The sequence below is a fragment of the Clostridium sp. genome (assembly GCF_016650035.1).
GTDB lineage: Bacteria > Bacillota > Clostridia > Clostridiales > Clostridiaceae > Clostridium_AD.
Map to the genome: position 1 here is coordinate 43406 of NZ_JAENWM010000006.1, position 23126 is coordinate 66531.

The 23126-nt window shown below is 31.1% G+C and carries 24 protein-coding genes and 1 other annotated feature; of the genes, 18 read left to right on the top strand and 6 right to left on the bottom strand.

Annotated features, from left to right (window positions below; translation table 11 throughout):
• Window positions 1–157: 157 nt before the first annotated feature.
• Together JJD95_RS02575 and JJD95_RS02580 are read left to right on the top strand one after the other, a co-directional pair.
• Complete coding sequence (locus JJD95_RS02575) at window positions 158–1147, top strand: DUF5667 domain-containing protein (protein WP_291640048.1); 990 nt, start codon at window positions 158–160, stop codon at window positions 1145–1147.
• A gap of 106 nt (window positions 1148–1253) precedes the next feature.
• Window positions 1254–1409: a hypothetical protein gene (locus JJD95_RS02580; protein WP_291640050.1), complete on the top strand. Its 156-nt coding sequence runs from the start codon at window positions 1254–1256 to the stop codon at window positions 1407–1409.
• Between the two features lie 258 nt (window positions 1410–1667).
• Here JJD95_RS02580 and JJD95_RS02585 read toward each other — a convergent pair whose 3' ends face one another.
• Window positions 1668–2081: a hypothetical protein gene (locus JJD95_RS02585; RefSeq protein WP_291640052.1), complete on the bottom strand. Its 414-nt coding sequence runs from the start codon at window positions 2079–2081 to the stop codon at window positions 1668–1670.
• A gap of 279 nt (window positions 2082–2360) precedes the next feature.
• On the opposite strand from JJD95_RS02585, the gene proB reads away from it, so the two are divergent.
• From proB to JJD95_RS02615, 6 genes are all read left to right on the top strand, one after another.
• Window positions 2361–3179, top strand: a complete 819-nt coding sequence (gene proB / locus JJD95_RS02590) for a glutamate 5-kinase (RefSeq protein WP_291640054.1) — start codon at window positions 2361–2363, stop codon at window positions 3177–3179.
• A 23-nt stretch (window positions 3180–3202) separates the two neighbouring features.
• Window positions 3203–4459 (top strand): glutamate-5-semialdehyde dehydrogenase, encoded by a 1257-nt coding sequence (locus tag JJD95_RS02595; RefSeq protein WP_291640056.1) that lies wholly within the window; start codon window positions 3203–3205, stop codon window positions 4457–4459.
• A 173-nt stretch (window positions 4460–4632) separates the two neighbouring features.
• Window positions 4633–5364 (top strand): glycerophosphodiester phosphodiesterase, encoded by a 732-nt coding sequence (locus JJD95_RS02600; protein WP_291640058.1) that lies wholly within the window; start codon window positions 4633–4635, stop codon window positions 5362–5364.
• 29 nt (window positions 5365–5393) lie between these two features.
• Window positions 5394–6164 carry a YdcF family protein gene (locus JJD95_RS02605; protein ID WP_291640059.1) on the top strand — a complete coding sequence of 257 codons (771 nt, stop codon included), beginning with the start codon at window positions 5394–5396 and terminating at the stop codon, window positions 6162–6164.
• Between the two features lie 312 nt (window positions 6165–6476).
• The gene (locus tag JJD95_RS02610; RefSeq protein ID WP_291640061.1) at window positions 6477–7253 is read left to right on the top strand and encodes a CsxC family protein; all 777 of its coding nucleotides are present in this window, start codon (window positions 6477–6479) and stop codon (window positions 7251–7253) included.
• Window positions 7254–7414: 161 nt separating this feature from the next.
• Window positions 7415–8206, top strand: a complete 792-nt coding sequence (locus JJD95_RS02615; protein ID WP_291640062.1) for a CsxC family protein — start codon at window positions 7415–7417, stop codon at window positions 8204–8206.
• Between the two features lie 151 nt (window positions 8207–8357).
• Here the strand turns inward: JJD95_RS02615 and JJD95_RS02620 are convergent, their stop codons facing one another.
• A complete protein-coding gene (locus JJD95_RS02620) occupies window positions 8358–8834 on the bottom strand; it encodes a hypothetical protein (RefSeq protein ID WP_291640064.1) in 477 nt (158 codons plus the stop codon).
• Window positions 8835–9095: 261 nt separating this feature from the next.
• Here JJD95_RS02620 and JJD95_RS02625 point away from each other — a divergent pair, with 261 nt between their 5' ends.
• Entirely contained in the window at window positions 9096–9413 is a 318-nt protein-coding gene (locus JJD95_RS02625; RefSeq protein WP_291640066.1) for an ATP-dependent Clp protease adaptor ClpS, read from the top strand.
• A gap of 2 nt (window positions 9414–9415) precedes the next feature.
• The gene (clpA, locus tag JJD95_RS02630; RefSeq protein ID WP_291640068.1) at window positions 9416–11728 is read left to right on the top strand and encodes an ATP-dependent Clp protease ATP-binding subunit ClpA; all 2313 of its coding nucleotides are present in this window, start codon (window positions 9416–9418) and stop codon (window positions 11726–11728) included.
• 41 nt (window positions 11729–11769) lie between these two features.
• Here the strand turns inward: clpA and JJD95_RS02635 are convergent, their stop codons facing one another.
• Window positions 11770–12138: a VOC family protein gene (locus JJD95_RS02635; RefSeq protein WP_291640069.1), complete on the bottom strand. Its 369-nt coding sequence runs from the start codon at window positions 12136–12138 to the stop codon at window positions 11770–11772.
• Window positions 12139–12266: 128 nt separating this feature from the next.
• Between JJD95_RS02635 and JJD95_RS02640 the strand changes: the two genes are divergently transcribed.
• From JJD95_RS02640 to JJD95_RS02660, 5 genes are all read left to right on the top strand, one after another.
• Window positions 12267–13004, top strand: coding sequence for an MBL fold metallo-hydrolase (locus tag JJD95_RS02640; protein WP_291640071.1), 738 nt, complete (start codon window positions 12267–12269; stop codon window positions 13002–13004).
• Window positions 13005–13302: 298 nt separating this feature from the next.
• Window positions 13303–14166, top strand: coding sequence for a YitT family protein (locus tag JJD95_RS02645; RefSeq protein WP_291640073.1), 864 nt, complete (start codon window positions 13303–13305; stop codon window positions 14164–14166).
• A gap of 77 nt (window positions 14167–14243) precedes the next feature.
• Entirely contained in the window at window positions 14244–14504 is a 261-nt protein-coding gene (locus tag JJD95_RS02650; RefSeq protein ID WP_291640075.1) for a hypothetical protein, read from the top strand.
• A 222-nt stretch (window positions 14505–14726) separates the two neighbouring features.
• Window positions 14727–14980: a binding site (T-box leader), on the top strand.
• 64 nt (window positions 14981–15044) lie between these two features.
• Window positions 15045–16436, top strand: coding sequence for an asparagine--tRNA ligase (asnS, locus tag JJD95_RS02655; RefSeq protein ID WP_291640077.1), 1392 nt, complete (start codon window positions 15045–15047; stop codon window positions 16434–16436).
• A 127-nt stretch (window positions 16437–16563) separates the two neighbouring features.
• Window positions 16564–17415 carry a YitT family protein gene (locus tag JJD95_RS02660; protein ID WP_291640079.1) on the top strand — a complete coding sequence of 284 codons (852 nt, stop codon included), beginning with the start codon at window positions 16564–16566 and terminating at the stop codon, window positions 17413–17415.
• 61 nt (window positions 17416–17476) lie between these two features.
• Here the strand turns inward: JJD95_RS02660 and JJD95_RS02665 are convergent, their stop codons facing one another.
• The 3 genes from JJD95_RS02665 to fsa all read right to left on the bottom strand — a co-directional run bounded on the left by JJD95_RS02665 (window position 17477) and on the right by fsa (window position 20615).
• Window positions 17477–17647 (bottom strand): 4Fe-4S binding protein, encoded by a 171-nt coding sequence (locus tag JJD95_RS02665; protein WP_291640081.1) that lies wholly within the window; start codon window positions 17645–17647, stop codon window positions 17477–17479.
• A 315-nt stretch (window positions 17648–17962) separates the two neighbouring features.
• Window positions 17963–19954, bottom strand: a complete 1992-nt coding sequence (tkt, locus tag JJD95_RS02670; RefSeq protein ID WP_291640083.1) for a transketolase — start codon at window positions 19952–19954, stop codon at window positions 17963–17965.
• Window positions 19955–19967: 13 nt separating this feature from the next.
• Window positions 19968–20615, bottom strand: coding sequence for a fructose-6-phosphate aldolase (gene fsa / locus JJD95_RS02675; RefSeq protein ID WP_291640085.1), 648 nt, complete (start codon window positions 20613–20615; stop codon window positions 19968–19970).
• 313 nt (window positions 20616–20928) lie between these two features.
• On the opposite strand from fsa, the gene JJD95_RS02680 reads away from it, so the two are divergent.
• The 3 genes from JJD95_RS02680 (at window position 20929) to JJD95_RS02690 (ending at window position 23120) form a co-directional block, all read left to right on the top strand.
• Window positions 20929–21669 carry an SDR family oxidoreductase gene (locus tag JJD95_RS02680; protein WP_291640087.1) on the top strand — a complete coding sequence of 247 codons (741 nt, stop codon included), beginning with the start codon at window positions 20929–20931 and terminating at the stop codon, window positions 21667–21669.
• Between the two features lie 155 nt (window positions 21670–21824).
• Window positions 21825–22103, top strand: coding sequence for a hypothetical protein (locus JJD95_RS02685; RefSeq protein WP_291640089.1), 279 nt, complete (start codon window positions 21825–21827; stop codon window positions 22101–22103).
• A 171-nt stretch (window positions 22104–22274) separates the two neighbouring features.
• Window positions 22275–23120 carry a phosphatase PAP2 family protein gene (locus JJD95_RS02690; protein ID WP_291640091.1) on the top strand — a complete coding sequence of 282 codons (846 nt, stop codon included), beginning with the start codon at window positions 22275–22277 and terminating at the stop codon, window positions 23118–23120.
• Window positions 23121–23126: the final 6 nt, after the last annotated feature.

Sequence of the window (23126 nt, forward strand, 5' to 3'; positions counted from 1 at the left end):
ATTTTTTTTCAAGGATAATTAAAATACAATACAACTAAAATTGAAAAACCCTCTAATAAATCTTTATGTGTTTCGTATGTAGAAGAGAAATGGGAAAAAATATGGAACAATAATTTTTTATTTATATCTATATCAAATAATAAGAGGAGGAATTAACATGAAGAAAATAGCCATACTAGTTGCGGCCGTAGCATTTACATTAAGTCTAAATATGAGGGTGTTTGCAACAGGTGTTGAAAGTTTAAATAATGCTGAAGTTAATGAAGCAACAGTTATTACAACAGAAACTGCACAAGAAGATACTATAAATGAGGATACAGGGATTATGCCTGATAGTATTTTTTACATACTTGATAAGGCTTTTGATAATTTTAGATTATTTATAACTTTTGATGATGAAAAGAAAATGGAAATAATTTCACAAATAGCAGATGAAAGATTAGCTGAAAGTGAAATAATGACACAAGAAGAAAAATACGCCTTAGCGACAAGTACAATGGAAGAATTTGATAATTTGGTAACTGAAGCAGCTGCTTTAATAGAAGACACTGCAATAGAGGAACCTAAAATAGAAAAACCTGAATTACAATTAGCTATAAAAGCAGCAGTTGCTAACATGGTAGAAAAAAGGCATGAGTTAAATACAACAAGACAAGAGCATCAAGCAGTAAAGGTTGCTATGAAAAAAGCTGAAAAATCTAAGGATGAGGAAGCTATAAAATTAGCAGAGGTACTACTAAAAGAAAAACAGGATCTTTATAAAGTAGCTAAAGAAGAATTTGAAATGGCTTTTAAGGAAATGAAAGGTACTAGAAATTATAATAAGAAAAGTGATGTTAAGATAGAAGAAATTAATAAAGAAGAAGTTAAGGTAGAAGATGACAACATAAATGAAGAAGCTATTAAGACAGAAGAAAAAATTGAAGAAGAAAAAGTAGAAGAGGTAAAAGAGGTAAAAGAAGTAAAAGAAGTAAAAGAAGATAAAAAGCTTAAAGAAGCTAAAGAAATTAAAGCTGGAAAAGTAAGTGAGATTAAAGAAGTAAAAGAAGTAAAAGAAAAATTAGAAAAAAAAGAAACTACAAATGAAAATGAAAAAAAAGAAAATAATAGAAGAACAAATGAAAACAAACAAAATAGAAATAATTAAATAGAAGTTAGTAATTTAGAATAAAACTTATCTTCTAGGTAAAAATAAGGTATTGTAATAGTAAATTACAATACCTTATTTTATTATAGAGGAGGATTTAAAAGTTATGAAAAAAACAAAATTACCTAAAGGCCAACATGAAGAGGAAGTTGAAAATGTAAAAAAATTGCTTCATAGAGGCATGGGCGTTATTGAAATTATAGGTTTAACAAGTCTAAATGAAGAAGAAGTCATAGAAATTAATAAGGAACTTAAAGGATAATAAGTATAATATATAGGTTAGACAAGTACAAACTACCTTTAAGGAATAATAGTTCTTAGAAAAATTTACGAATAAATTTCAGGAGGTAAAATCATGGCAAAAAAAGGAATGAGTAGACCTACACCACCACAAGTTCAACCTAAAGGCGATAATAATAAAAAAATGAAGGACAACGATGCAAAGAAAGTTCCAGAAGTAGGTAAATAGAAAAATAAGAAAAAGCTGCTTATTATAAGCAGCTTTTTCTAAAAACTGGGATTATTCGTAAATACCAAATCCAGTAATAATTAATACATCCCAATCAATTTCTTCATTTTTAACCCAATTGTATTCGATTGAAAGTTCTTTTAACCAGGCATTAAGGCCACTGCTTTTTTTGCTTACATTAGGAGCTTGTCTCCCAAAACTTTCTTTTATGGTTTGCAGTAAATCTAATTGATCTTCTTCTCCCAGTTCCTTATCAAGCATTTCTTCAATAATGTCACAACACTCTTCATAACATTTCTTATCCTCAGAATATAGTTCATCAGCTAATAGTTGTCTTTTGTTATTTAGAGTAATTTGAACATCCTTAATTTCTTCTAAATTAGATAAGTATTTCTTGGCTATATTCATAGCAGCAATTTCATTATCTATTTTTGTTATTACTCTTTCTAATTTGGCATTTCTCATTTTAATCTTCTCGCTTTACAATTTTATTTAGTTATTATTAAGTCATATTTAAAAAATAACTAGTGTGTGGAATATGGTGTTTTTAATTTAGTTAATGACGATAAATCAATTATATCATTAAATTTATTATGATACAAAAGTGGATTTTTTAAACTAATATATTTTAGGTTGGAGTTAAATGTATAAAAGATGGAAATTTGTCCTTAAATGATGTAAACTTATAATAACTTTAAGTATAAAATTATAAATGATAAAAATGATGAGACGAGGCTTAATTATATGAATGAGAGAAAAGAATATTTAAAAGATGTAAAAAAAATTGTAGTAAAGGTAGGAACTTCAACATTAACTCACTCTACAGGATTATTAAATTTAAAGCATATTGATAATCTTGTACGCCAATTAGCAGATATTCATAATGAAGGTATTCAGGTTGTACTAGTAAGTTCAGGAGCTATAGCAGCTGGTATGGGAAAATTAGGGCTTAAAGTAAAACCAAAAACCATTCCAGGAAAGCAGGCAGCTGCAGCTGTGGGTCAAGGGGCATTAATTCACATATATGAAAAGTTTTTTTCTGAGTATGGAAAAATTGTAGGGCAGATTCTACTTACAAAAGAGGATATTATAGATAAAAAGAGATATTTAAATGCACACAATGCATTTAAAGCGTTACTCTTACAAGGCGTTATTCCTATAGTAAATGAAAATGATGCCGTGGCTACTGATGAAATAAAGGTTGGAGATAATGACACCTTATCTGCCATGGTGACCAAGTTAATAGATGCAGATTTGCTTATAATACTTTCAGATATTGATGGATTATATGATTCAAATCCTAGGACAAATCCTAATGCTAAATTCATTTACAATGTAAAAGAAATAACTGATGAAATTATAAATTCAGCAGATAGCGTAGGATCAGACCTTGGTACGGGTGGTATGGCAACTAAAATTAAGGCAGCAAAAATTGTAGTAGCTGCAAACGCTGATATGATTATTGCGGAAGGCTCTGAGCCTAACATTATTAGTGATATTCTAGGTGGAAAAAAAATAGGTACATTATTTGAAAGAAAATTAAAGAATAAAAAAATTGAATAGTATTGGATGGAGGATGAGAAAATATGAACTTTGAAGAATATATTGAAAATATAGGGAGACTTGCTAAAGAATCTTCTAGAATTATGGTTACTGCTAGTACTAATTTGAAAAATAATGCACTTGTACAAATGGCAGAAGCGCTTTTAAATAATAAAGACGCTATAATTGAAGCGAATAAGGAAGATATGAGATTAGGTGCAGAAAACAATTTATCAAAGGCAATGCTCGATAGATTAATGATTGATGAGCAGAGAATTGAAAATATGGCTGAGGGACTTATAAATGTGGCATCACTTCCAGATCCTATAGGTGAAGGAATAAAAAGGTACAAAAGGCCCAATAATTTAGATATTTCAATGGTAAGAGTTCCACTTGGTGTAATAGGTATGATATATGAGTCAAGGCCAAATGTAACGGTAGATGCAGCAGCATTATGTTTAAAGGCAGGCAACTCAATAATACTCAGAGGCGGTTCAGAAGCTATAAACACGAATATTGCTTTAGCTATGGTAATTAAAAAAGCAGCCACTGAGTCAGGACTTCCTGAAGGTTGTATTCAGCTTATTGAAATGGTGGATAGAGAGCTTGTGAATCGTTTAGTAAAGCTTAATGATTACGTAGATGTGATAATTCCTAGAGGTGGTAAAGGACTTAAAAAAGCTATTATAGCTAACGCTACAGTTCCAGTAATTGAAACAGGGTCTGGTATTTGTCACATTTATGTGGACTCAGAGGCTGATTTGAATATGGCTGAAGAAATAATAGTTAATGCTAAAACTCAAAGACCAGGAGTATGTAACGCAGTAGAAACAGTACTCCTACATAAAGATATTGCTAGTGAGTTTTTGCCTAGGCTAGCACAAAGACTTAATGCATTAGGTGTTGAAATTAGAGTTTGTGAAGGTGGAATTAAAATTCTCTCAACTGCTAAGGCTGCAACTTCTGCAGATTGGTCTACTGAGTATTTGGATTTAATACTTTCAATTAAAGTTGTTGAGTCAATGGAAGATGCAATAGACCATATTTTCAAATATGGAACAAAACATTCGGAAGTTATAATAACTAACAGTTATAAAAATTCACAGAAGTTCTTAAAGGAAATCGATGCTTCTTGTGTGTATGTGAATGCTTCAACTAGATTTACTGATGGCTCAGAATTTGGATTCGGTGCAGAGATAGGTATTAGCACTCAAAAACTTCATGCAAGAGGTCCTATGGGTCTTGAACAGCTTACAACTACAAAGTATCTTATATATGGTGAAGGTCAAATTAGAGAATAGAAATAGTGAACTAAGTTATGAGAAGTGAAAATAAGCAGGATTTCTTGCTTATTTTTTTTGTGCAAACATGGTGATTTTTGAAATTCAATATGATATTCTTAAATTATAAGGAATAATGATGATATGATTAACCTATACTTTATTATAAAAGAATTTAAAGGGGGGATTGTGTAATGACAATCAATTATGCTCATAGAGGTGCAAGTGCGTATTTCCCAGAAAATACAATGCTTTCATTTGAGAAGGCTTTGGAAATGGGATGCACAGGCATAGAAACAGATGTGCAGATGACCAGAGATGGAGTATTGGTGCTTATTCATGATGAAATGGTGAATAGGACAACAAATGGAGATGGACTTGTAAAGGACTATACTTATAGTGAACTAAATAAGTTAGATGCTGGGTCATGGATGGGTGAAGAATTTACAGGTATTAAAATTCCCACAGTAGAAGAGTTAATTTACTTAGTCCAAGATAAAAACATTATTATTAATTTTGAAATTAAAAGTGGAGTAGTAATATATGAAGATATTGAACAAAAACTTATTGAACTTATTTATAAGCATAAGATAGCGCATAAAGTTATTTTATCCAGTTTTAATCATTATTCTATTGCTAAGTGTAATAAAATATCAAAGGAGATTAGTACAGGGGTACTATATATGGCAGGAATTTATAAGCCATATGACTATGCGAAAACTGTTGGGGCAAATGCAATTCATCCATATTTTTTGGCGTTAAATGAAGAGATAATAAAACAAACTAAAAAACACAGAATTAAGGTGAATGTGTTTACTGTGGATGATGAGAAGTATATGAAATCTTTCTTGCATATGAAGGTTGATGGCATTATCACTGATTATCCAGATAAACTTAATAAAATAATGAATGATAACAATTTATAGTGGATTCCAATGCAAGAGCGGGAGGGGTTATGAAAAATAAAGGTAATATATACATAGTTTTAGGAATAGTATGTGAAATCTATTTTATAGGAACCATAATATTTGGAGGCAGAGTAACTTTTGCAGAGTTTTATCTTGGACTTGGAATATTACTAGTGGCAATGGGATTATTTAATCGAAGTAATAAAGGTGAATATACTTTATTAAAGCCAGGTAAAATTAAAACTGCAATAAAAATATGTTTTTTTATAGGACTAGCTTCTTTTGTAGTTATTGAAGGAGTAATAATTGGAGCAGCAGTATCAAAGCATAGAGAAAAAACCGATTATCTAGTAATTCTAGGGGCAGGTATTAGGGGAGAAATTCCTTCAACGGCTCTTTATCAAAGGCTTTATGCTAGTCTAGAATATATTAAACTTAATCCTAATGTTATGATAGTAGCTTCCGGGGGACAAGGTCTTGGTGAAACTATCACAGAAGCTGAGGCTATGAAAAGATTTTTAATGAAAAATGGAGTAGCAGAGGATCAGATAATAAAGGAAGAAAACTCAACAAGCACTTTAGAAAATATGAAGTTCACAGCAAAGATATTAAAGGAATTAAAGGAATTAGAGGGAAGGGAAAACATAGAAGTAACTATTGTGACAAATAATTTTCATATGTTTAGAGCTAAGTTTTTAGCACAAAGACAGGGTCTAAAGGCATATGGGTATCCGTCACCACTTCATCCAATGCTGGTGCCTACTTACTTTGTAAGGGAATATTTAGCAGTAATAAATTCTTATATTTTTGATAACTGAACCACGCACACTCGTGACTTCAGCCCCAAGTTATTATCTTGGGGCTTTTACTTTTTGGAAGAGTTTTCAGAGAATATTATTTAGTAAAATTGAGTGAATTATAAAATTTAAACCAATTTAGATGTAACGTAAAAGCATAAATCATAATAGTATATACTGTAAAGATTACACTATAAATCTTACGTTTTTCCGAGTAGATCACAGAATTATTAACAGGAAGAGTAGAGGGCAGAATGTAGTAGATTCAGTGAATCTATTTATACAAGATTAATGATTATGTTTTCGTTAAATTAAAAGGGGGATAATATTTTTATGGATATAAATTATAATTCAGATAAAGAAATTGCGGCTTGTTTAGATCCTGCTTGCGCAACTGTTGCTACTCAATCTGTATCATTAACTGAACAAGTTAAAGTAACGCCTGAGGTTATTATGGGTGGACCTGTAGTAGTTAAGATACCAGTAGTATTAGCAGAGACAAATATAACAATTCCTGTTGAAGCAACTATCACATTAGACGAAGAAGCCATTGAAATTAAACGTATTAAAAAGAATGTATATTTAACTCAATCTCGTCTTATTCCATATTCTCAAGATGGCATGAGTGGAACTGGAATATTATTTATAGAAGGATTTGTTAGAAAGAATATTGAGTATGCAACTCAAACTTGTCCAGTAGCTAATGGATGTGGAAATGTATGCGGAGATATAAGGCACTGTACAGTTCAAGTTCCTTTTAGTTTCACTACTAGAATTGACCTCCTTAGGGATCCTATTTTTAATGAAAACACTCCTGCAAGTGAATTAGGATACTTTACGGATAAACTTCAAGGCTGCGATATTTGCACAGATCCAGTGATTGGACGTAATCCTTGCGATCAGAGTTTTACCTTTAAAGAATACTTTAATGAAAAACCTTATGTTGAATTAGTAAGCGCAAATATTACTGAAGTTGATATTCACAAAAATCCAACTTCAAACTGTTTAACACCTACAGAGCAAAGGTTTACTCAACTCACTGAAAAAATAGTAGTGAATTTAACACTAAAAGTATTGCAAAATCAACAGGTAAGAATTACAGCAGTGTAAGATTGGTAAAACTAAATTATGATTATTCTATTAGATATTAATTAATTTATATGCTGAGACTCAAAGCTTACTAAGAGTGGTTTTGGGTCTATTTTTAGGAAGGAAAAGTAATAATAATTTTCAATTACTTTGATTTATAGCATTTTAATAGGAGGAGTTATTTGTCAAAATTTGGACGTGATTATAATGGTCAAGTTGATGAGAGTACAACTCAGAATTGTAAAACAAAGGTTATTTCTGAAATGTTACCACTTTGTGAGAGTAATCAGCATACGTCAGAAGTCAATTTAGATACTGTAACGGTAAAGATTCCAGTGGTGTTAACAGAAAGTACGGTAACTATTACTATTGAATCTTATATTAAGTTAGATGAAGTTGTATTACAAATTAAACGCATTAGAAAAAATGTATACTTAAATCAATGCAAACTTATACCTAATTCTGAAAGCGGCAAACCCAATACTGGAATATTATTTATAGATGGTTTTATTAGGAAGAATATAGAATACATAACTAAAGAGCATAATGATAAAGGAGTAACATGTGAAAAAGTTAAACATGATACAGTTAAAGTTCCTTTTAAATGCAGTACCAGAGTAACGTTCAACGCTTACCCTAAGTTTATACCAAATACTAATCAAGATGAAGTGGAAATACTACAAACTAGCAATAAAGTTTTCAATCCTTGTGGAGAAGATATAACTGTAAGCGATACTCTAGAGCAAAGTTTTAAAACTATTGAATTTTTTAATGAAGAAGTATTTTGTGAATTAATTAGTGCTGAAATTGTTGAATCTGATATTCTTGAAAATTCAATAAACAAAGATTCTACAGGAGATTTACAACAAGGTTTTTACAATATTACTGAAAAGGTAGTACTATTTTTAACAATAAAATTATTGCAAAATCAGCATGTGGAAATTTCTAAAAACCCTCCGCAAGTCACACTTTAAATATGAAAAATTAGTAGGATAATTTAACTCTAAAAGTATTATAATATCAGTAGGTAAAAATTTCAGCATTCGAGTCCACGCTAACATAATTACATGTAAAAACCAGGAACATAAGAGTAAATCTTATGTTCCTGGTTTTTTACATCTCTTATCATGTTTTAGAGGGAGGAATATCATTATTTTCGTACATAGGTATTACTTTACTATCAACTAAAAATATGTGCTTTTCCGTTTTTTTTGGATTGGAGGTAGTGTTATTATTAATTTCCTCCTTATTATGTTTATTCTCCTTTTTACAGTTTGTATCATATTCAATATTTATTTCTTGGATAAAAGGTATATATTTTGTATCATCTTCTACATTCACTTCTAAAATAGAAGTGTTGCATATTTTATCAGATTTTTCTATAGGAAATATACATTCCGTATTCATTTTTTCCTTTAAATTCGTTTTAACACTTAAATCATTTAATTTTATAGTGTTTTTATGTTTGCTATTTTTTGAGTTTTTTTTAGATATTAAAATAATATTTTTATCGCAACATGATTGATTTTGTAAAATTTTGATAATCCTAAATAGTTTTAGTTCTGATTTGCTTAATTTATCACAGTCATTGTGTGGTAACATAGCGAAATACTCCTTTCTTATAGAGATTGGCATCAGAAAATAAAATCGACTTAGATAACTAAAGGGCTTAAGACCTATTACATAATATGTAGAAAATAAAAAAAAGGTTACTTTTAATACGATTATGTTTCAATTTATACATATGAAAGTTATAAGTATAAAACAGTTGAAAAAGTATAGGTAAATGCAGTAATATATAAACAAGTAGGATATAATAGTATAGTAAATGAAAAATTAATTTTTATGATGGAGTTGTTGATTATGTCGGAACAAAAGATTTTTGATGATGAAGTTAGTATTAAAGAAAAAACGGAAATAAAGATAAAGAAACCTAACTTGTACAGGGTAATCATTCATAATGATGATTATACAAGTATGGAGTTTGTTGTGCAGGTTTTAGTTGGAGTTTTTAAAAAACAGGTTGTGGAGGCCACAAAAATCATGTTTGATGTCCATAAAAAAGGCAGCGGTACAGCAGGAATATATAGTTATGACATGGGTGTAACAAAAATTGCCCAAGCTATTGAGATGTGTGAAGAAAGTGGTTTTCCATTAAAATTAACACTAGAAGAGGAGTAATTATGCAATTAGATAATATAGTAAATGAGATTATTACAGCGGCTTATAATGAAGCACAGATGTCCAATCACGAATATTTCACCCCAGAACATATTCTGTACGCTTCCTTATTTTTTGAAGAAGGTATTGATATAGTAGAGAATAGTGGTGGAAATGTTAAAAGGCTTAAAAAACAGATAATTAAATTTTTAAAGGAAAATATAGATGTTGTAGAAGATACAGAACCAATTCAATCTATTGGAATCCAAACAATTCTATCAACAGCTGCAGATCACGTTATGCTTTCTGGAAAAGAACTGGTTAAGATAGGTGATGTGCTCGTAGCCATGTATGACGATGAAGAAAGTTTTGCCTCATATTTTTTACGTAAACAGCAAATGAAGAGGAGAGATCTTCTTAATTATATAGCTCATGGTATATCTGTAGTAGATACTTTTGACTTTGATGGTACCTTAATTAATGAAGTTGAAGAATCAATTGATTTTGAAGAAAATAATGAAGAAGATAATAACGAAGATATAGAATACAATGATGAAGAGGAAAATAGCAATCCTAAGGGGAAAGAAAACTTTTTAAGTAATTTCACTGTGGAGTTAACGGAAAAAGCTAGAAGAGGAGAAATGGATCCTCTTATTGGAAGGCATGATATTCTCCTGAGAACCTTACAGGTATTATGTAGGAGGCTTAAAAATAATCCAGTGCATGTAGGAGAGCCGGGGGTAGGTAAGACTGCTATTACTGAGGGTCTTGCACAATTAATTGTGGAAGATAAAGTACCGGAGCTACTTAAGGGAAGTAAGATTTATTATTTGGATATGGGATCGCTCCTGGCAGGTACAAAGTATAGAGGGGATTTTGAAGAGCGGATTAAAAAAGTATTAAGGGAGATTAGTAAAGAAGAAAAAGCAATAGTGTATATTGATGAGATACATACAATAGTTGGAGCGGGTGCAGTTTCTGGAGGCTCAATGGATGCTTCTAATATTCTAAAACCTTTTCTTGCAGATGGTAAGATAAGGTTCATTGGCTCAACTACTTATGATGAATATAAGAAACATTTTGAAAAAGATAGTGCGCTTGCTAGAAGATTTCAAAAAATTGAAGTACCAGAACCCTCAAATGAAGATACCTTTGATATTCTTATGGGACTTAAGGACAGATATGAAGATTACCATAAGGTTACATACAAAGGCGACGCACTAAAAACAGCAGTAGAATTATCTAGCAAGTATATTAATGATAGGTATCTTCCAGATAAAGCTATAGATGTTATGGATGAAGCAGGTGCTTATGCTAGGCTTTATGCAGAGGATAGTGAAGAAAATATTGTAATTACGGTAGGGGCTGTGGAAAAAATAGTAGCTTCAATTGCAAAAATACCAGAGCAAAGTGTTTCAACTAATGAAACACTAACACTAAAGAATCTGGACATTAATTTAAATAAACAAGTTTTTGGTCAAAGTACAGCAATAGATACTTTAGTAAGAGCTATAAAAAGATCTAGGGCGGGGTTTAATGAAGAAGAAAAGCCAGTAGCATCTCTCCTTTTTGTGGGGCCTACAGGAGTAGGAAAGACAGAAATAAGCAAGCAATTATCAAAGATCCTAGCTATTCCGCTTATTAGATTCGATATGAGTGAATACCAAGAGAAGCATACTGTGGCTAGACTTATTGGTTCGCCACCAGGATATGTGGGTTATGAAGAAGGCGGATTATTAGTTGAAGCTATGAAAAAAAATCCTCATTGTGTGTTACTTTTGGATGAGATTGAAAAAGCACATCCTGACATACTAAATGTTCTATTACAGGTTATGGACTATGCAACACTTACAGATAATACCGGTAAAAAAGCGGATTTTAGAAATGTGATTTTAATAATGACATCCAACGCAGGGGCAAGAGAGGCAAGCAAACATACAATTGGTTTTGGAGACAGAATGGGGTCTGACGGAGCAATTACTAAAGAAGTGGAGCGTGTGTTTTCACCAGAATTTAGAAATAGATTAGATAATATTATTGTATTTAATAAAATTGATGAAGCTATGGCACTTAAAATAGCTAAGAAGGCAATGAAGCAATTTGAAGAAAAACTTTTAACTAAAAATATAAAATTAGTGGTTACTGATAATTTGTATAAATGGTTAAGCAAAAAGGGCTTCTCAGAGGCGTATGGAGCGAGAGAAATCAATAGAGTAGTGCAGCGAGAAATAAAGACTTACTTTGTAGATGAGGTACTGTTTGGAGATCTTTCTACAGGTGGTAGTGCAACAATTGATATTGTGGATGGTAAACTTACAATTGTTAAAGGAAATTAATAAAGGATGTTGCTTAAAAAGCAACATCCTTTTAATTATAATTACTTCACTGGAATAATTTCTATCCAATAGCCATCTGGGTCCATAATAAAATAAATTCCCATAGGTTTATTCTCAAAACATATGCATCTCATATCTTTATGGAGTGCATAGGCTTCATCAAAACTATCTGTAACTACAGCAAGATGAAATTCATTTTCACCTAAATTGTAGATTTCGGTTCTATCCTTCATCCAAGTTAGTTCTAACTTATGTGAAGTAGTGTTATCACCTAAAAATGCAAGAGTAAAGCTATCATCTGGTGCATTAAATCTCCTGGTTTCTATAAAGCCTAAAGCATTTTTATAAAATTCTATGCTTTTTTCTAAATCTAATACATTTATATTATTATGATCAAAAGAAAATTTCATTAATATAACCACCTTCTGTACAAAAATCAATTTATTATATACAGTATATCATTATTATATATTAAATCAATATTATAAATATATGATATTATGTTAATATAATAAAAATTAAAAGGGGAGAAAAATCTATGAAAGAAATAGAAACAATAATATATTACATATACCATAGTGGGTTTGCAATTAAAACAAAAGATCATTTTTTAATATTTGATTATTACAAAGATCCTATAGAAAATGAGGTTACTCATCAGAAGCAAGCATTGTTATCGCCTGAAAATATTAAAGAAATGAAGAATGTTTTTGTGTTTGCATCTCACAGCCATGAAGATCATTTTAATCCTAGTATTTTAAACTTAGATGATTATAACAATAATATACAATATGTATTTAGTAGTGATATTAAAATAGATAAAAACAAATCAAACTATTCCTTTATGGAGGAAGGTGAAGAAAAATCATTTGATGATGTTTATGTAAAAGCTTATGGATCAACGGATATTGGAATATCTTTCTTAGTTAAAGTAGATGAATTAACTATTTTTCATGCTGGAGATCTTAACTGGTGGCATTGGAAAGAAGATAGTTTAGAGGAACAACTCATAGCGGAGAACTCATTTAAAGATCAGATAGAAAAGTTAAAAGAAGAAAAACATATCGATATAGCCTTTTTTCCTGTAGACCCAAGACTTCAAGAATTTTATTATATAGGGGGAGAGTATTTTGCACAAAAAATTCAACCGAGGCTACTCATACCTATGCACTTTGCAGATGATTTAAGCATTACTAAAGAATTTTCTGAAAGGATTAACATACCCAAAGTAAAAGTAGTACAAATAGATTATTCTGGTCAAAAAATAATATATTAAAAAAAATTTAATATATTGAATAAATAAAGTGATTTATGTTAATCATTTAAGTAAACCAAATAAAAAAGCACCACATGCAATATTTTTTTTAGTCCCCCTAAGTTAATATTGCATGTGGTGCTTTTTATATTGTCATAAATTTCTTGTATAAAATTCACAAGAACACTAAAAACTATTCAAAAGAGTAGTTTTTGTATTTACATAATATAATAAGTGTGATAGATTTATTAAGTGAAAATCACAATCAATCGGTGTACAAGCGAGTACACTGGATATATATGAAAGTAGGATAAAATAAATGAGAAAAGATACTAAAAACGAAAAGATTTTAAACTATTTATACATTATTATAGGTGCTACAATCTTAGCAGCAGGCGTGAATATGTTTTTGGCACAATTACAACTCGTAACAGGCGGAGTATCAGGGCTTGGCATTGTTATCCAATATATAACAGAGAAATATTACGGAAAAGGAATACCTTTATGGTTTACTAATATTGTAGTGAACATACCATTACTTATTATTGCTTTAAAGCTAAAAGGAAAAGAATTTGTAGGTAAATCTTTGTTTGCTGCGGCATATCTATCTTTTGCACTCTTTTATACAAGCTTTATACCAGCTCCACAGGTGGATCTTTTGATAGCAAGTATATTTGGTGGAGTATTTGTTGGAATAGGTTTAGGGTTTGTATTAAGAGCATCTGCAAGTACTGGTGGAACTGATTTAGCTGCTAACATCATAAAAGTATATTTGAAGAATGTTACTATTGCTAGAATTATATTAGTAATTGATTCAACTATAGTACTAATAGGTGCTTTTGTATTTGGAGCTCAAAAGGCTATGTATGCTCTAATATCCATATATATAGTTACTAAGGTTATAGACAGTATACTTGAAGGGATAAATTTTTCGAAAGCGGTATTTATTATTTCAGATCATTCTGTGGAAATTTCGCAAATATTAATGTTAGATTTAAAAAGAGGTGTTACAGGAATAAATGCTACTGGGATGTATACAAAGGGAGAAAAACAGATGTTGTTTGTAGTAGTTGGTAAAAATGAAATAGTTCCTCTTCAAAAAATGGTTAAAGATATAGATAAAAATGCATTCATAACTGTTGCGGATGTAAGAGAAGTATTGGGAGAGGGATTTACACAATAAGTAAATTAGGAAACATTTTCAAAGTATATTTGAAACCCTTGATGCACAAACTACATGCAGAAAGGAAGTGATATAACATGAGTGATAAATTAAATGGTAGACCAGTTACATTTGATCACCCAGAAAAACTTACGCAAGGAATTTCTTTGGAAAAGGGAGATGTTGTAGCAAAATCTTTCATAAGTGAAGAAGATGGATGTGTAAAATCCAATATCATTGTTGAAAATAAGGTTACTGGAGAAATAGCTAAGAGAGATTCAGTTATTGGTGAAATAGATCAAGTTGTAGATGAAGAATATGATGAAGAAGAATATTATAAAAACGAATATGATGATTAAGAAGAATACTAATGATTTTTTGTGCTAATATATTAGAAATTACCAGGTAGATAAGTAAAAAGAAAAATTAAGAGGCAACTATTAGATTATTAATAGTTGCCTCTTAATTTAAAAGTTAAAGTAGTCTTAAAAGATATTTGACATTTATTATTAAAAACATTATAATTTTAAATAGAATATAAAAATAATTAATACACATGCTAATTAATATGCTTTTTAAATACAAAAACTGTGAAGAGAAAAGTAGATATAAAAGGTAGTCAAAGCGAGTTGGTGATGGTGAAAGTCCAATACGTAGTTTATATTGAAGAACGTCTCAGAGTTTCTAACCGAAATCCATAGGATAGTAGGATTAGACGGGTCCAATCCGTTAGATATTGGGCAGTATCGAATTATATAGTTCTGTACTGATTAGAGTGGTCATATTTTATGACAAATTGGGTGGTACCGCGAAATTATAACTTTTCGTCCCTTTATATTAAGAGACGCAAGGTTTTTTTTATTGTTTTTAAAAGTATAATTTTACAGGAGGTTAATTTTATGGAAAAATTATTAGTGAAACAAATTTACAGGGAAAAAGAAAAATATGGGGATCAAACAGTATCTATCTCTGGATGGATAAGAACTTTAAGGTCTTCTAAAGCTTTTGGATTTATAGAAATTAATGATGGTAGTTTCTTTAAAAACATTCAAGTGATTTTTGAGGAGGATTTAGAGAATTTCGCAGAGATAGCTAAGTTGCCTATAAGCTCTTCACTTACAATAGTGGGGAAATTAGTTTTAACACCAGAAGCTAAGCAACCATTTGAGATTAAGGCTACTAAAATAGTCTTAGAGGGAATGTCTGATACTGATTATCCGCTACAAAAGAAAAGACATTCTTTTGAGTATTTAAGAACGATTGCACATCTTAGACCAAGAAGTAATGCTTTCTCAGCAGTGTTTAGAGTACGTTCGCTTACAGCTTTTGCTATCCATGAGTTTTTTCAAAAAAGAAATTTCGTATATACCCATACACCAATAATTACTGGTAGTGATTGTGAAGGAGCAGGTGAAATGTTTAGAATATCTACCCTTGACTTCACTGATATGCCAATGGATCAGGATAAAAAAGTTGATTACTCAAAAGATTTTTTTGGTAAAGAAACTAGCTTAACTGTAAGTGGACAGTTAGCAGCAGAGGCTTTTGCACTAGCTTTTAGAAGTGTCTATACTTTTGGACCAACATTTAGGGCGGAAAATTCTAATACAGGAAGACATGCAGCTGAGTTCTGGATGATAGAGCCTGAAATAGCTTTCGCGGATTTAAAAGATGATATGAAACTAGCAGAAGACATGATGAAATATATTATAAAATATGTTATGGAAAATGCTCCAGAAGAAATGGAGTTTTTCAATAATTTCGTAGATAAGGGTTTAATTGAAAGATTAAATAGTGTTGTAAATTCAGAGTTTGGTCAAGTGACGTATACGGAAGCGGTTGATATTTTACAAAAGTCAGGAAAGCAGTTTCAGTACCCAGTAACTTGGGGCTGTGATCTTCAAACTGAGCATGAAAGGTATTTAACAGAAGAAGTGTATAACAAACCACTATTTGTAACAGACTATCCAAAAGAAATAAAATCTTTCTATATGAGAGTAAATGACGACAATAAGACAGTTGCAGCTATGGATTTACTTGTACCAGGAATAGGAGAAATTATTGGTGGAAGTCAAAGAGAAGAAAGACAAGATATATTAGAAGCTAGAATGGAAGAATGTGGTCTTAATAGTGAAGATTACTGGTGGTATTTAGAGCTAAGGAAATACGGTGGAACTAAGCATGCTGGGTTTGGACTTGGATTTGAGAGAGCTATTATGTATATTACAGGTATGAGCAACATCAGAGACGTTATTCCTTTCCCAAGAACAACTGGCTCTGCTGAGTTTTAATTAAAAATTTATATTATATATGGCGGCTCCCTAAATACATAGATTTTTGTGTGTTTTAATTGGGAGCTGCTTTAATTTGAACGAAGATAGTGTTTACACTATATACACGTAATAGGAGGAAATAAATATGAGAAAAATTATCGAAGAATATATCTATATAACCATTGGGCTGGCACTTGTAACTATAGGATTTTATTTTTTCCTTATGCCAAATGATTTGGCGGTTGGTGGAGTTAGTGGTCTTGCTATGATTATAAATTGGTATATTCCAGGGTTTACTATTGGTGCTATAATGCTTGTATTAAATGTGATTCTATTTATTATAGGATTTGTATTCATAGGATCTAGTTTTGGAGTTAAAACCATATATTCTAGTTTGGGTTTATCTGCTATGGTTTGGGTATTAGAGAAATTTTATCCCATGAGTGGTAGTATAACAAATGATTTATTCTTAGAATTAATATTTGGAATATTAATTGGAGCTGTAGGACTTGGTATGGTCTTTAATCAAAATGCTTCCACGGGAGGTACTGATATAATAGCGAAAATACTTAATAAGTATTTTCACTTAGACATAGGGAAGGCTTTGCTTTTGGCTGATTTTTTTATAACTATATTGGCAGTCTTAGCATTTGGCCCTAAAATTGGAATGTATGCAATGCTTGGAGTTATTATAAATGGGTTTACTATAGATGCTGTTATTGCAGGAATGAATATTTGTAAAAAAGTTGAAGTGGTTAGTGCAAAAGGCGAGAAAATTAAAAAATTTATTATTGAAGAGTTAGATAGGGGAGCTACTTTATATACTGCTAAAGGAGCTTATACTAATGAAGAAAAAGAAATTATAACTACTGTTTTAGATAAAAAGCAGTTTATAAAACTTAAAAATCATATAAAACAGATTGATAAAAAAGCCTTTATAATCACATATAACGTACATGAAACACTGGGAGAAGGTTTTAAGGATATAAATGATTAAAAATATATAAGCTACTGACAAAAGTCAGTAGCTTATATATTTATTGTAAAAATATGTTTAATTAAGCTTCAACTGGAGCGCCTACAGGGCAAACACTAGCACAAGCTCCGCAATCGATACAAACGTCTGCATCGATAACATATATTGAATCTCCTTGGCTTATAGCGTTTACTGGACATTCTGGCTCACAAGCTCCACAACTTACACATGCATCAGTAATCTTATATGACATAATAACTACCTCCTTTATTTACTAATTTACCTATACATAGTATCATAATTAAACAAATAAATAAAGAGTTTTCTATAAACAGAGAATAATGAAGATATTAGCATAAAAATGTAGTATTAAATGAACTGAATTAAATTATAGTTACAGCTGAAACTAGATTTAAAACAGTTCATTTAATACCTGTGGTAGTTAGTAACTTTTTTAGCTGTATTTATATTAATGATGAGCTCATCTATTTAGCTGTGAGTTAATAACTATCGGTAGTATTGTATGCAAGAATTTAAAAGATTATTCAAGATAAAATAATGCTATAGATTATTTATGAAGCAATTTAATTGCTCTATCAACAACATTTTCAGTTGTAAATCCAAATTCTTTGAATAGTGCATCTGCTGGAGCAGAAGCTCCAAATCTATCAATAGCAATTATATCTCCGTCTAGACCTACATATTTATGCCAACCAAAGGAAGAACCTGCTTCTACTGCCAACCTAACTCTTAAAGCTTTTGGTAATATAGCTTCCTTATATTCTTTTGATTGTGCTTCAAATAAATCTAAACAAGGCATACTTACTACTCTAGCCTTTATACCCTTTTCATTTAATAACTTAGCGCCCTCATAAATAAATTCTACTTCGGAACCAGAAGCCATTAAAATGATATCAGGGTTTTTACCATTATCTTCATATGTTTTTAATACATAGGCACCCTTTAGTGCTTCAATTGATGTTTCTTCATATAGTGGAAGATTTTGCCTTGTAAGTATTAATGCTGTAGGTGTTGTCTTTGAAGTCATTGCAGCATACCAGCCAGCTGCTGTTTCTTTAGAATCAGCGGGTCTAAACACATTAAAGTTTGGTAGAGCCCGGAGTGCTGCAAGATGTTCAATTGGTTCATGAGTTGGTCCATCTTCACCAACGGCTATACTATCATGAGTTAGAACATAAGTTACTGGAAGAGCCATAAGGGCAGATAATCTCATTGCACCCTTCATATAATCACTAAATACAAAGAAAGTTGAAACGAAAGGTTTAAGACCACCATGTACATAGATACCATTTGCTATAGCTGCCATTGCATGCTCTCTTACTCCAAAATGAAGATTGGAACCATTTCTATCTTCTCTTGAAAAATCACCCAGGCCCTTCATATATGTTTTATTAGAAGGGGCAAGATCTGCTGAACCACCTATAAGGTTTGGTACATATTTTGCTAATATATTTATTATTGCTCCAGATGAGTTCCTTGTTGCAGCTTTTCCCTCGAACTTCCACATTTCATCTACTTTAAGTAAATCTATAGGAAGGTCGCCACTTTGCCAAACTTCATATTCTTTAGCGAGTTCAGGATTCTTCTTACTATAATCAGCATAAAGAGTGTTCCAAGTTTCTTCTTTTGCATTAAGTTCTGATTTTACATCTTCCATATGTTTAGTTACTTCAGTTGGAACTGTAAATGGCTCTAGGTTCCAGCCCAAGCGTTTTTTCATTGCAGTTATATTTTCTTCTCCAAGTGGCTCACCATGTGCTGATGCAGTACCTTGTTTTTTAGCACAACCAAATCCTATAATAGTTTTAACTACAATAAAGGAAGGTTTATTTAACTCGAGTTTAGCAGCTTCAATGGCTTTACTTATTGCTTCCATATCATTGCCATCTTCTACATATAGAACCTGCCATCCATATGCAGTAAAGCGCATGCCAACATCCTCTGTAAATGAGATATCTGTGCTTCCTTCTATAGATATACTATTTGAGTCATACATTACAATAAGTTTAGAAAGTCCTAAAGTACCAGCTAGGGATGCTGATTCTCCAGAAATACCTTCCATATTATCTCCATCACCACATATAGCATATGTATAATGATCTACAATAGCATGTTCACTTGTATTGAATTTTGCTGCAAGATGATTTTCAGCTATTGCCATACCTACTGCATTAGCAATTCCTTGGCCTAGTGGTCCTGTGGTAACTTCAACTCCATTTGTATGACCGAATTCAGGATGACCAGGTGTTAAGCTTCCGAGTTGTCTGAATCCTTTTAAATCTTCAATAGTTAGGCCATATCCAAAAAGATGGAGCAGTGAATATTCAAGCATTGACCCATGGCCTGCTGAGAGTACAAATCTATCTCTATCCTGCCATTTAGAATTTTTAGGGTTATGTTTCATGTGATTTGCCCATAATGTATAGGCCATTGGTGCCACCCCTAGAGGAAGCCCTGGATGACCTGAGTTTGCTTTTTGTATTGATTCAGCGGATAAAATCCTTATAGTATCTACGGTTAGTTGTTCAATTTTGTTCAATTTATTTTCCTCCTTAGTTGCTAAAAGCAGCATTCCAATCTTTTAAAAATTTTTCTATACCGACATCCGTAAGTGGATGTTTAGTCATCTGCATAATTACTTTATATGGTACTGTAGCTATATGACAGCCAAGCATTGCTGCATCATTAATATGCATAGGGTTTCTTATACTTGCTGCAATTATTTCAGTTTTAATGTTATGAACTTTAAATATAGTTACAATTTGATTAATAAGTTCCATTCCATTAGTTCCAATATCATCTAATCTTCCAAGAAATGGGCTTACATAAGCTGCTCCTGCTCTAGCAGCTAGTAGCGCTTGAACTGAAGAAAATATTAAAGTTACATTTGTTTTTATCCCTTCAGCGGAGAGGATTTTAACAGCCTTTAACCCTTCTGCAGTCATGGGTATCTTTATTATAATATTTTTATGAAGTTTTGCAAGCTCTCTTGCTTCCTCTAACATCTTAGGTGCTTCTAGGCTAATAACTTCTGCACTAATGGGGCCATCAACTATAGTTGAGATTTCATTTATTACTTCCTTAAAAACTCTTCCTTCTCTTGCTATTAGTGATGGATTTGTAGTTACACCACAAATAACACCCATGGCACATGCCTTACGGATTTCATCTACATTTGCTGTATCGATAAATAGTTTCATTTTATAAACTCCTTTCCTGTATATTCTTTAAGATGTACTAAAGTATACAATTTTATTATCTATATTATATATTTTATCATATATGAATGTATATATGAAGAGAACCAAGCTATATATTTTGTCTCTATTTTAAAACAAATGAACACGTTGCCATTTTTGAGACCGAATAAAAAGAAACGGTCCATTATCATATAACAAATAATACTCCACATTAGGGTAGTAAAAAGTGTATAATATAAAATGAATTAATCGTATTTATGAAACAAAAGAATAGGAATGAAAATATATTATATTATAAGCTAGGAGAGATTTTATGAATTTAAAAGGTAAAGTAGCTATAGTTACAGGAGCATCCAGAGGAATTGGAAAAGGCATTGCAATAGAACTGGCTAAAGCTGGGGCTTGTGTGGTGATAAATTACAAAAGCAATGATGAGGCGGCTGAAGAGACCTTGCAGGAGATTGAAGAACTGGGAGTTTATGCCATGAAAATTAAAGGTGATGTAAGCGATTATGCGTTTTCGAAAAAGATGATAAAAACAACCCTTGAAAAATTAGGTAAAATAGATATATTAGTAAATAATGCAGGTATTTCTAAAATAGGTTTATTTATGGATGAACTGCCAGAGGAATGGGACAATATATTAAATGTAAATCTCAAGGGTACAATTAATTGTTCGCATAATGTAGTAAAAGAAATGATAAAACAAAAAAGCGGTAGCATAATAAATATATCCTCAATGTGGGGGAATGTAGGGGCTTCTTGTGAAGTCATTTACTCTGCATCTAAAGGAGCAATCAACTCTTTTACAAAGGCACTAGCAAAGGAGTTTGCACCATCTAATATTAGGGTTAATGCCATAGCACCAGGAGTTATAGATACACAAATGAATACTTGGGTAAGTGAGGAAGAACGTAAATCCTTAGTTTCTGAAATACCTATGATGAAATTTGGGGAGGTCTCAGATGTTGGAATGCTAGTAACTTTTTTAGCAAGTGAAAACTCAAAATATATTACGGGGCAAGTGATAACCATAGATGGGGGGATGCAATAATAATTCGAAATAAATTAATAAATTATTAACACTTTCTTATGATACAATTAATACTAAATTCTATTTATATGATATAATGAAACCATTACTTAGAAAATAATTGTAGTAAATGAAGGAAGGGTAATATTATCATGGAGTATACAATTTCAAGATTTATGAAATCAGCTTTATCAATTGGTATCTTTATTCTTTTACTTATGACATTACCTTATATAGCTAGATTCATTTTTTCAATTGTAGTATTTGGATTTTTAGTATGGGGCAGTTTAAAAATGATAAAGGGCGTAAAAAATATTATATATAAGTTAAGTACAAAGAATAATACCGATTCCCAATCTGATATATATAGTGGTGACAAGCATACTTCAGAATCTGCTGATATTAATTATAATGATAGTGATATTATTGATGTAGATTATGAAAAGGTAGAATAAAGCATATTTTAATTAGAGTAAATTATGTTTATAAACTATATTTTAAAAATCAATCTATATTATAGATTGATTTTTGTTTTGTATATGTTACAAGAAATATAGATGGATTTAATATAGAGTTCACGGATAGTTTATATATATTAATTATATGTGGTAAAGAAGGAGTTCAATATGCAGATAGAAATCATTAAATTTATTCAAACTATAATATCCCCATTTTGGGACGTGTTTTTTCAAATAATAACAATGACTGGTGAGGAATATTTTTACATTATTGTAGCCGCTATAATATTTTGGTGTATAAGTAAAGAGTTTGGGTATAAATTAGGGTTTGCACTACTTACAAGTACATTTATAAATGTAGCACTTAAGGATATGATAAATTCAACTAGACCCATAGGAGCAGCTGGAGTAAGGTCCCTCCGAGTGCAAACAGCTACAGGACAATCTTTCCCAAGTGGACATACTCAGGGTTCTACAATCTTTTGGGTTTCATGTATTATTCAGGTAAAGAGAAAATGGATTTATATAGTTGGAAGTACAGTAATTTTTTTAGTTGCACTTTCTAGGCTATATCTTGGACTACATTATCCAGTGGATGTAATTGGTGGAATACTGATTGGAATTATTTGGACTTTTATATCTAACTATATTTTTGAATATGCCAGGTTATCGAAAAAAAACTGGGTATTAATGATAATTATTATACCTATGTTTGTGGGAATGATTTTTTTTAGAGATAAAAGCTATTATACTATAGCAGGAACGGTATTAGGGTTTGTTATTGGATTTATATTAGAATCAAAATATGTGCACTTTGAGGTTAAAAACACTTTTAAAATACAATTAATGAAATTAGTATTTGGATTAGGTATTCTAATAATTTTAAAAATCGCATTAGGGCGAGTGCTTCCTATTAATATATTTGCAGATTTTTTCAGGTATTTTGTAATTGGATTATGGATTACAGTTGGAGCACCTAGCATATTTAAAAAATTTATTAGAATAGAATTTTAAAAATAG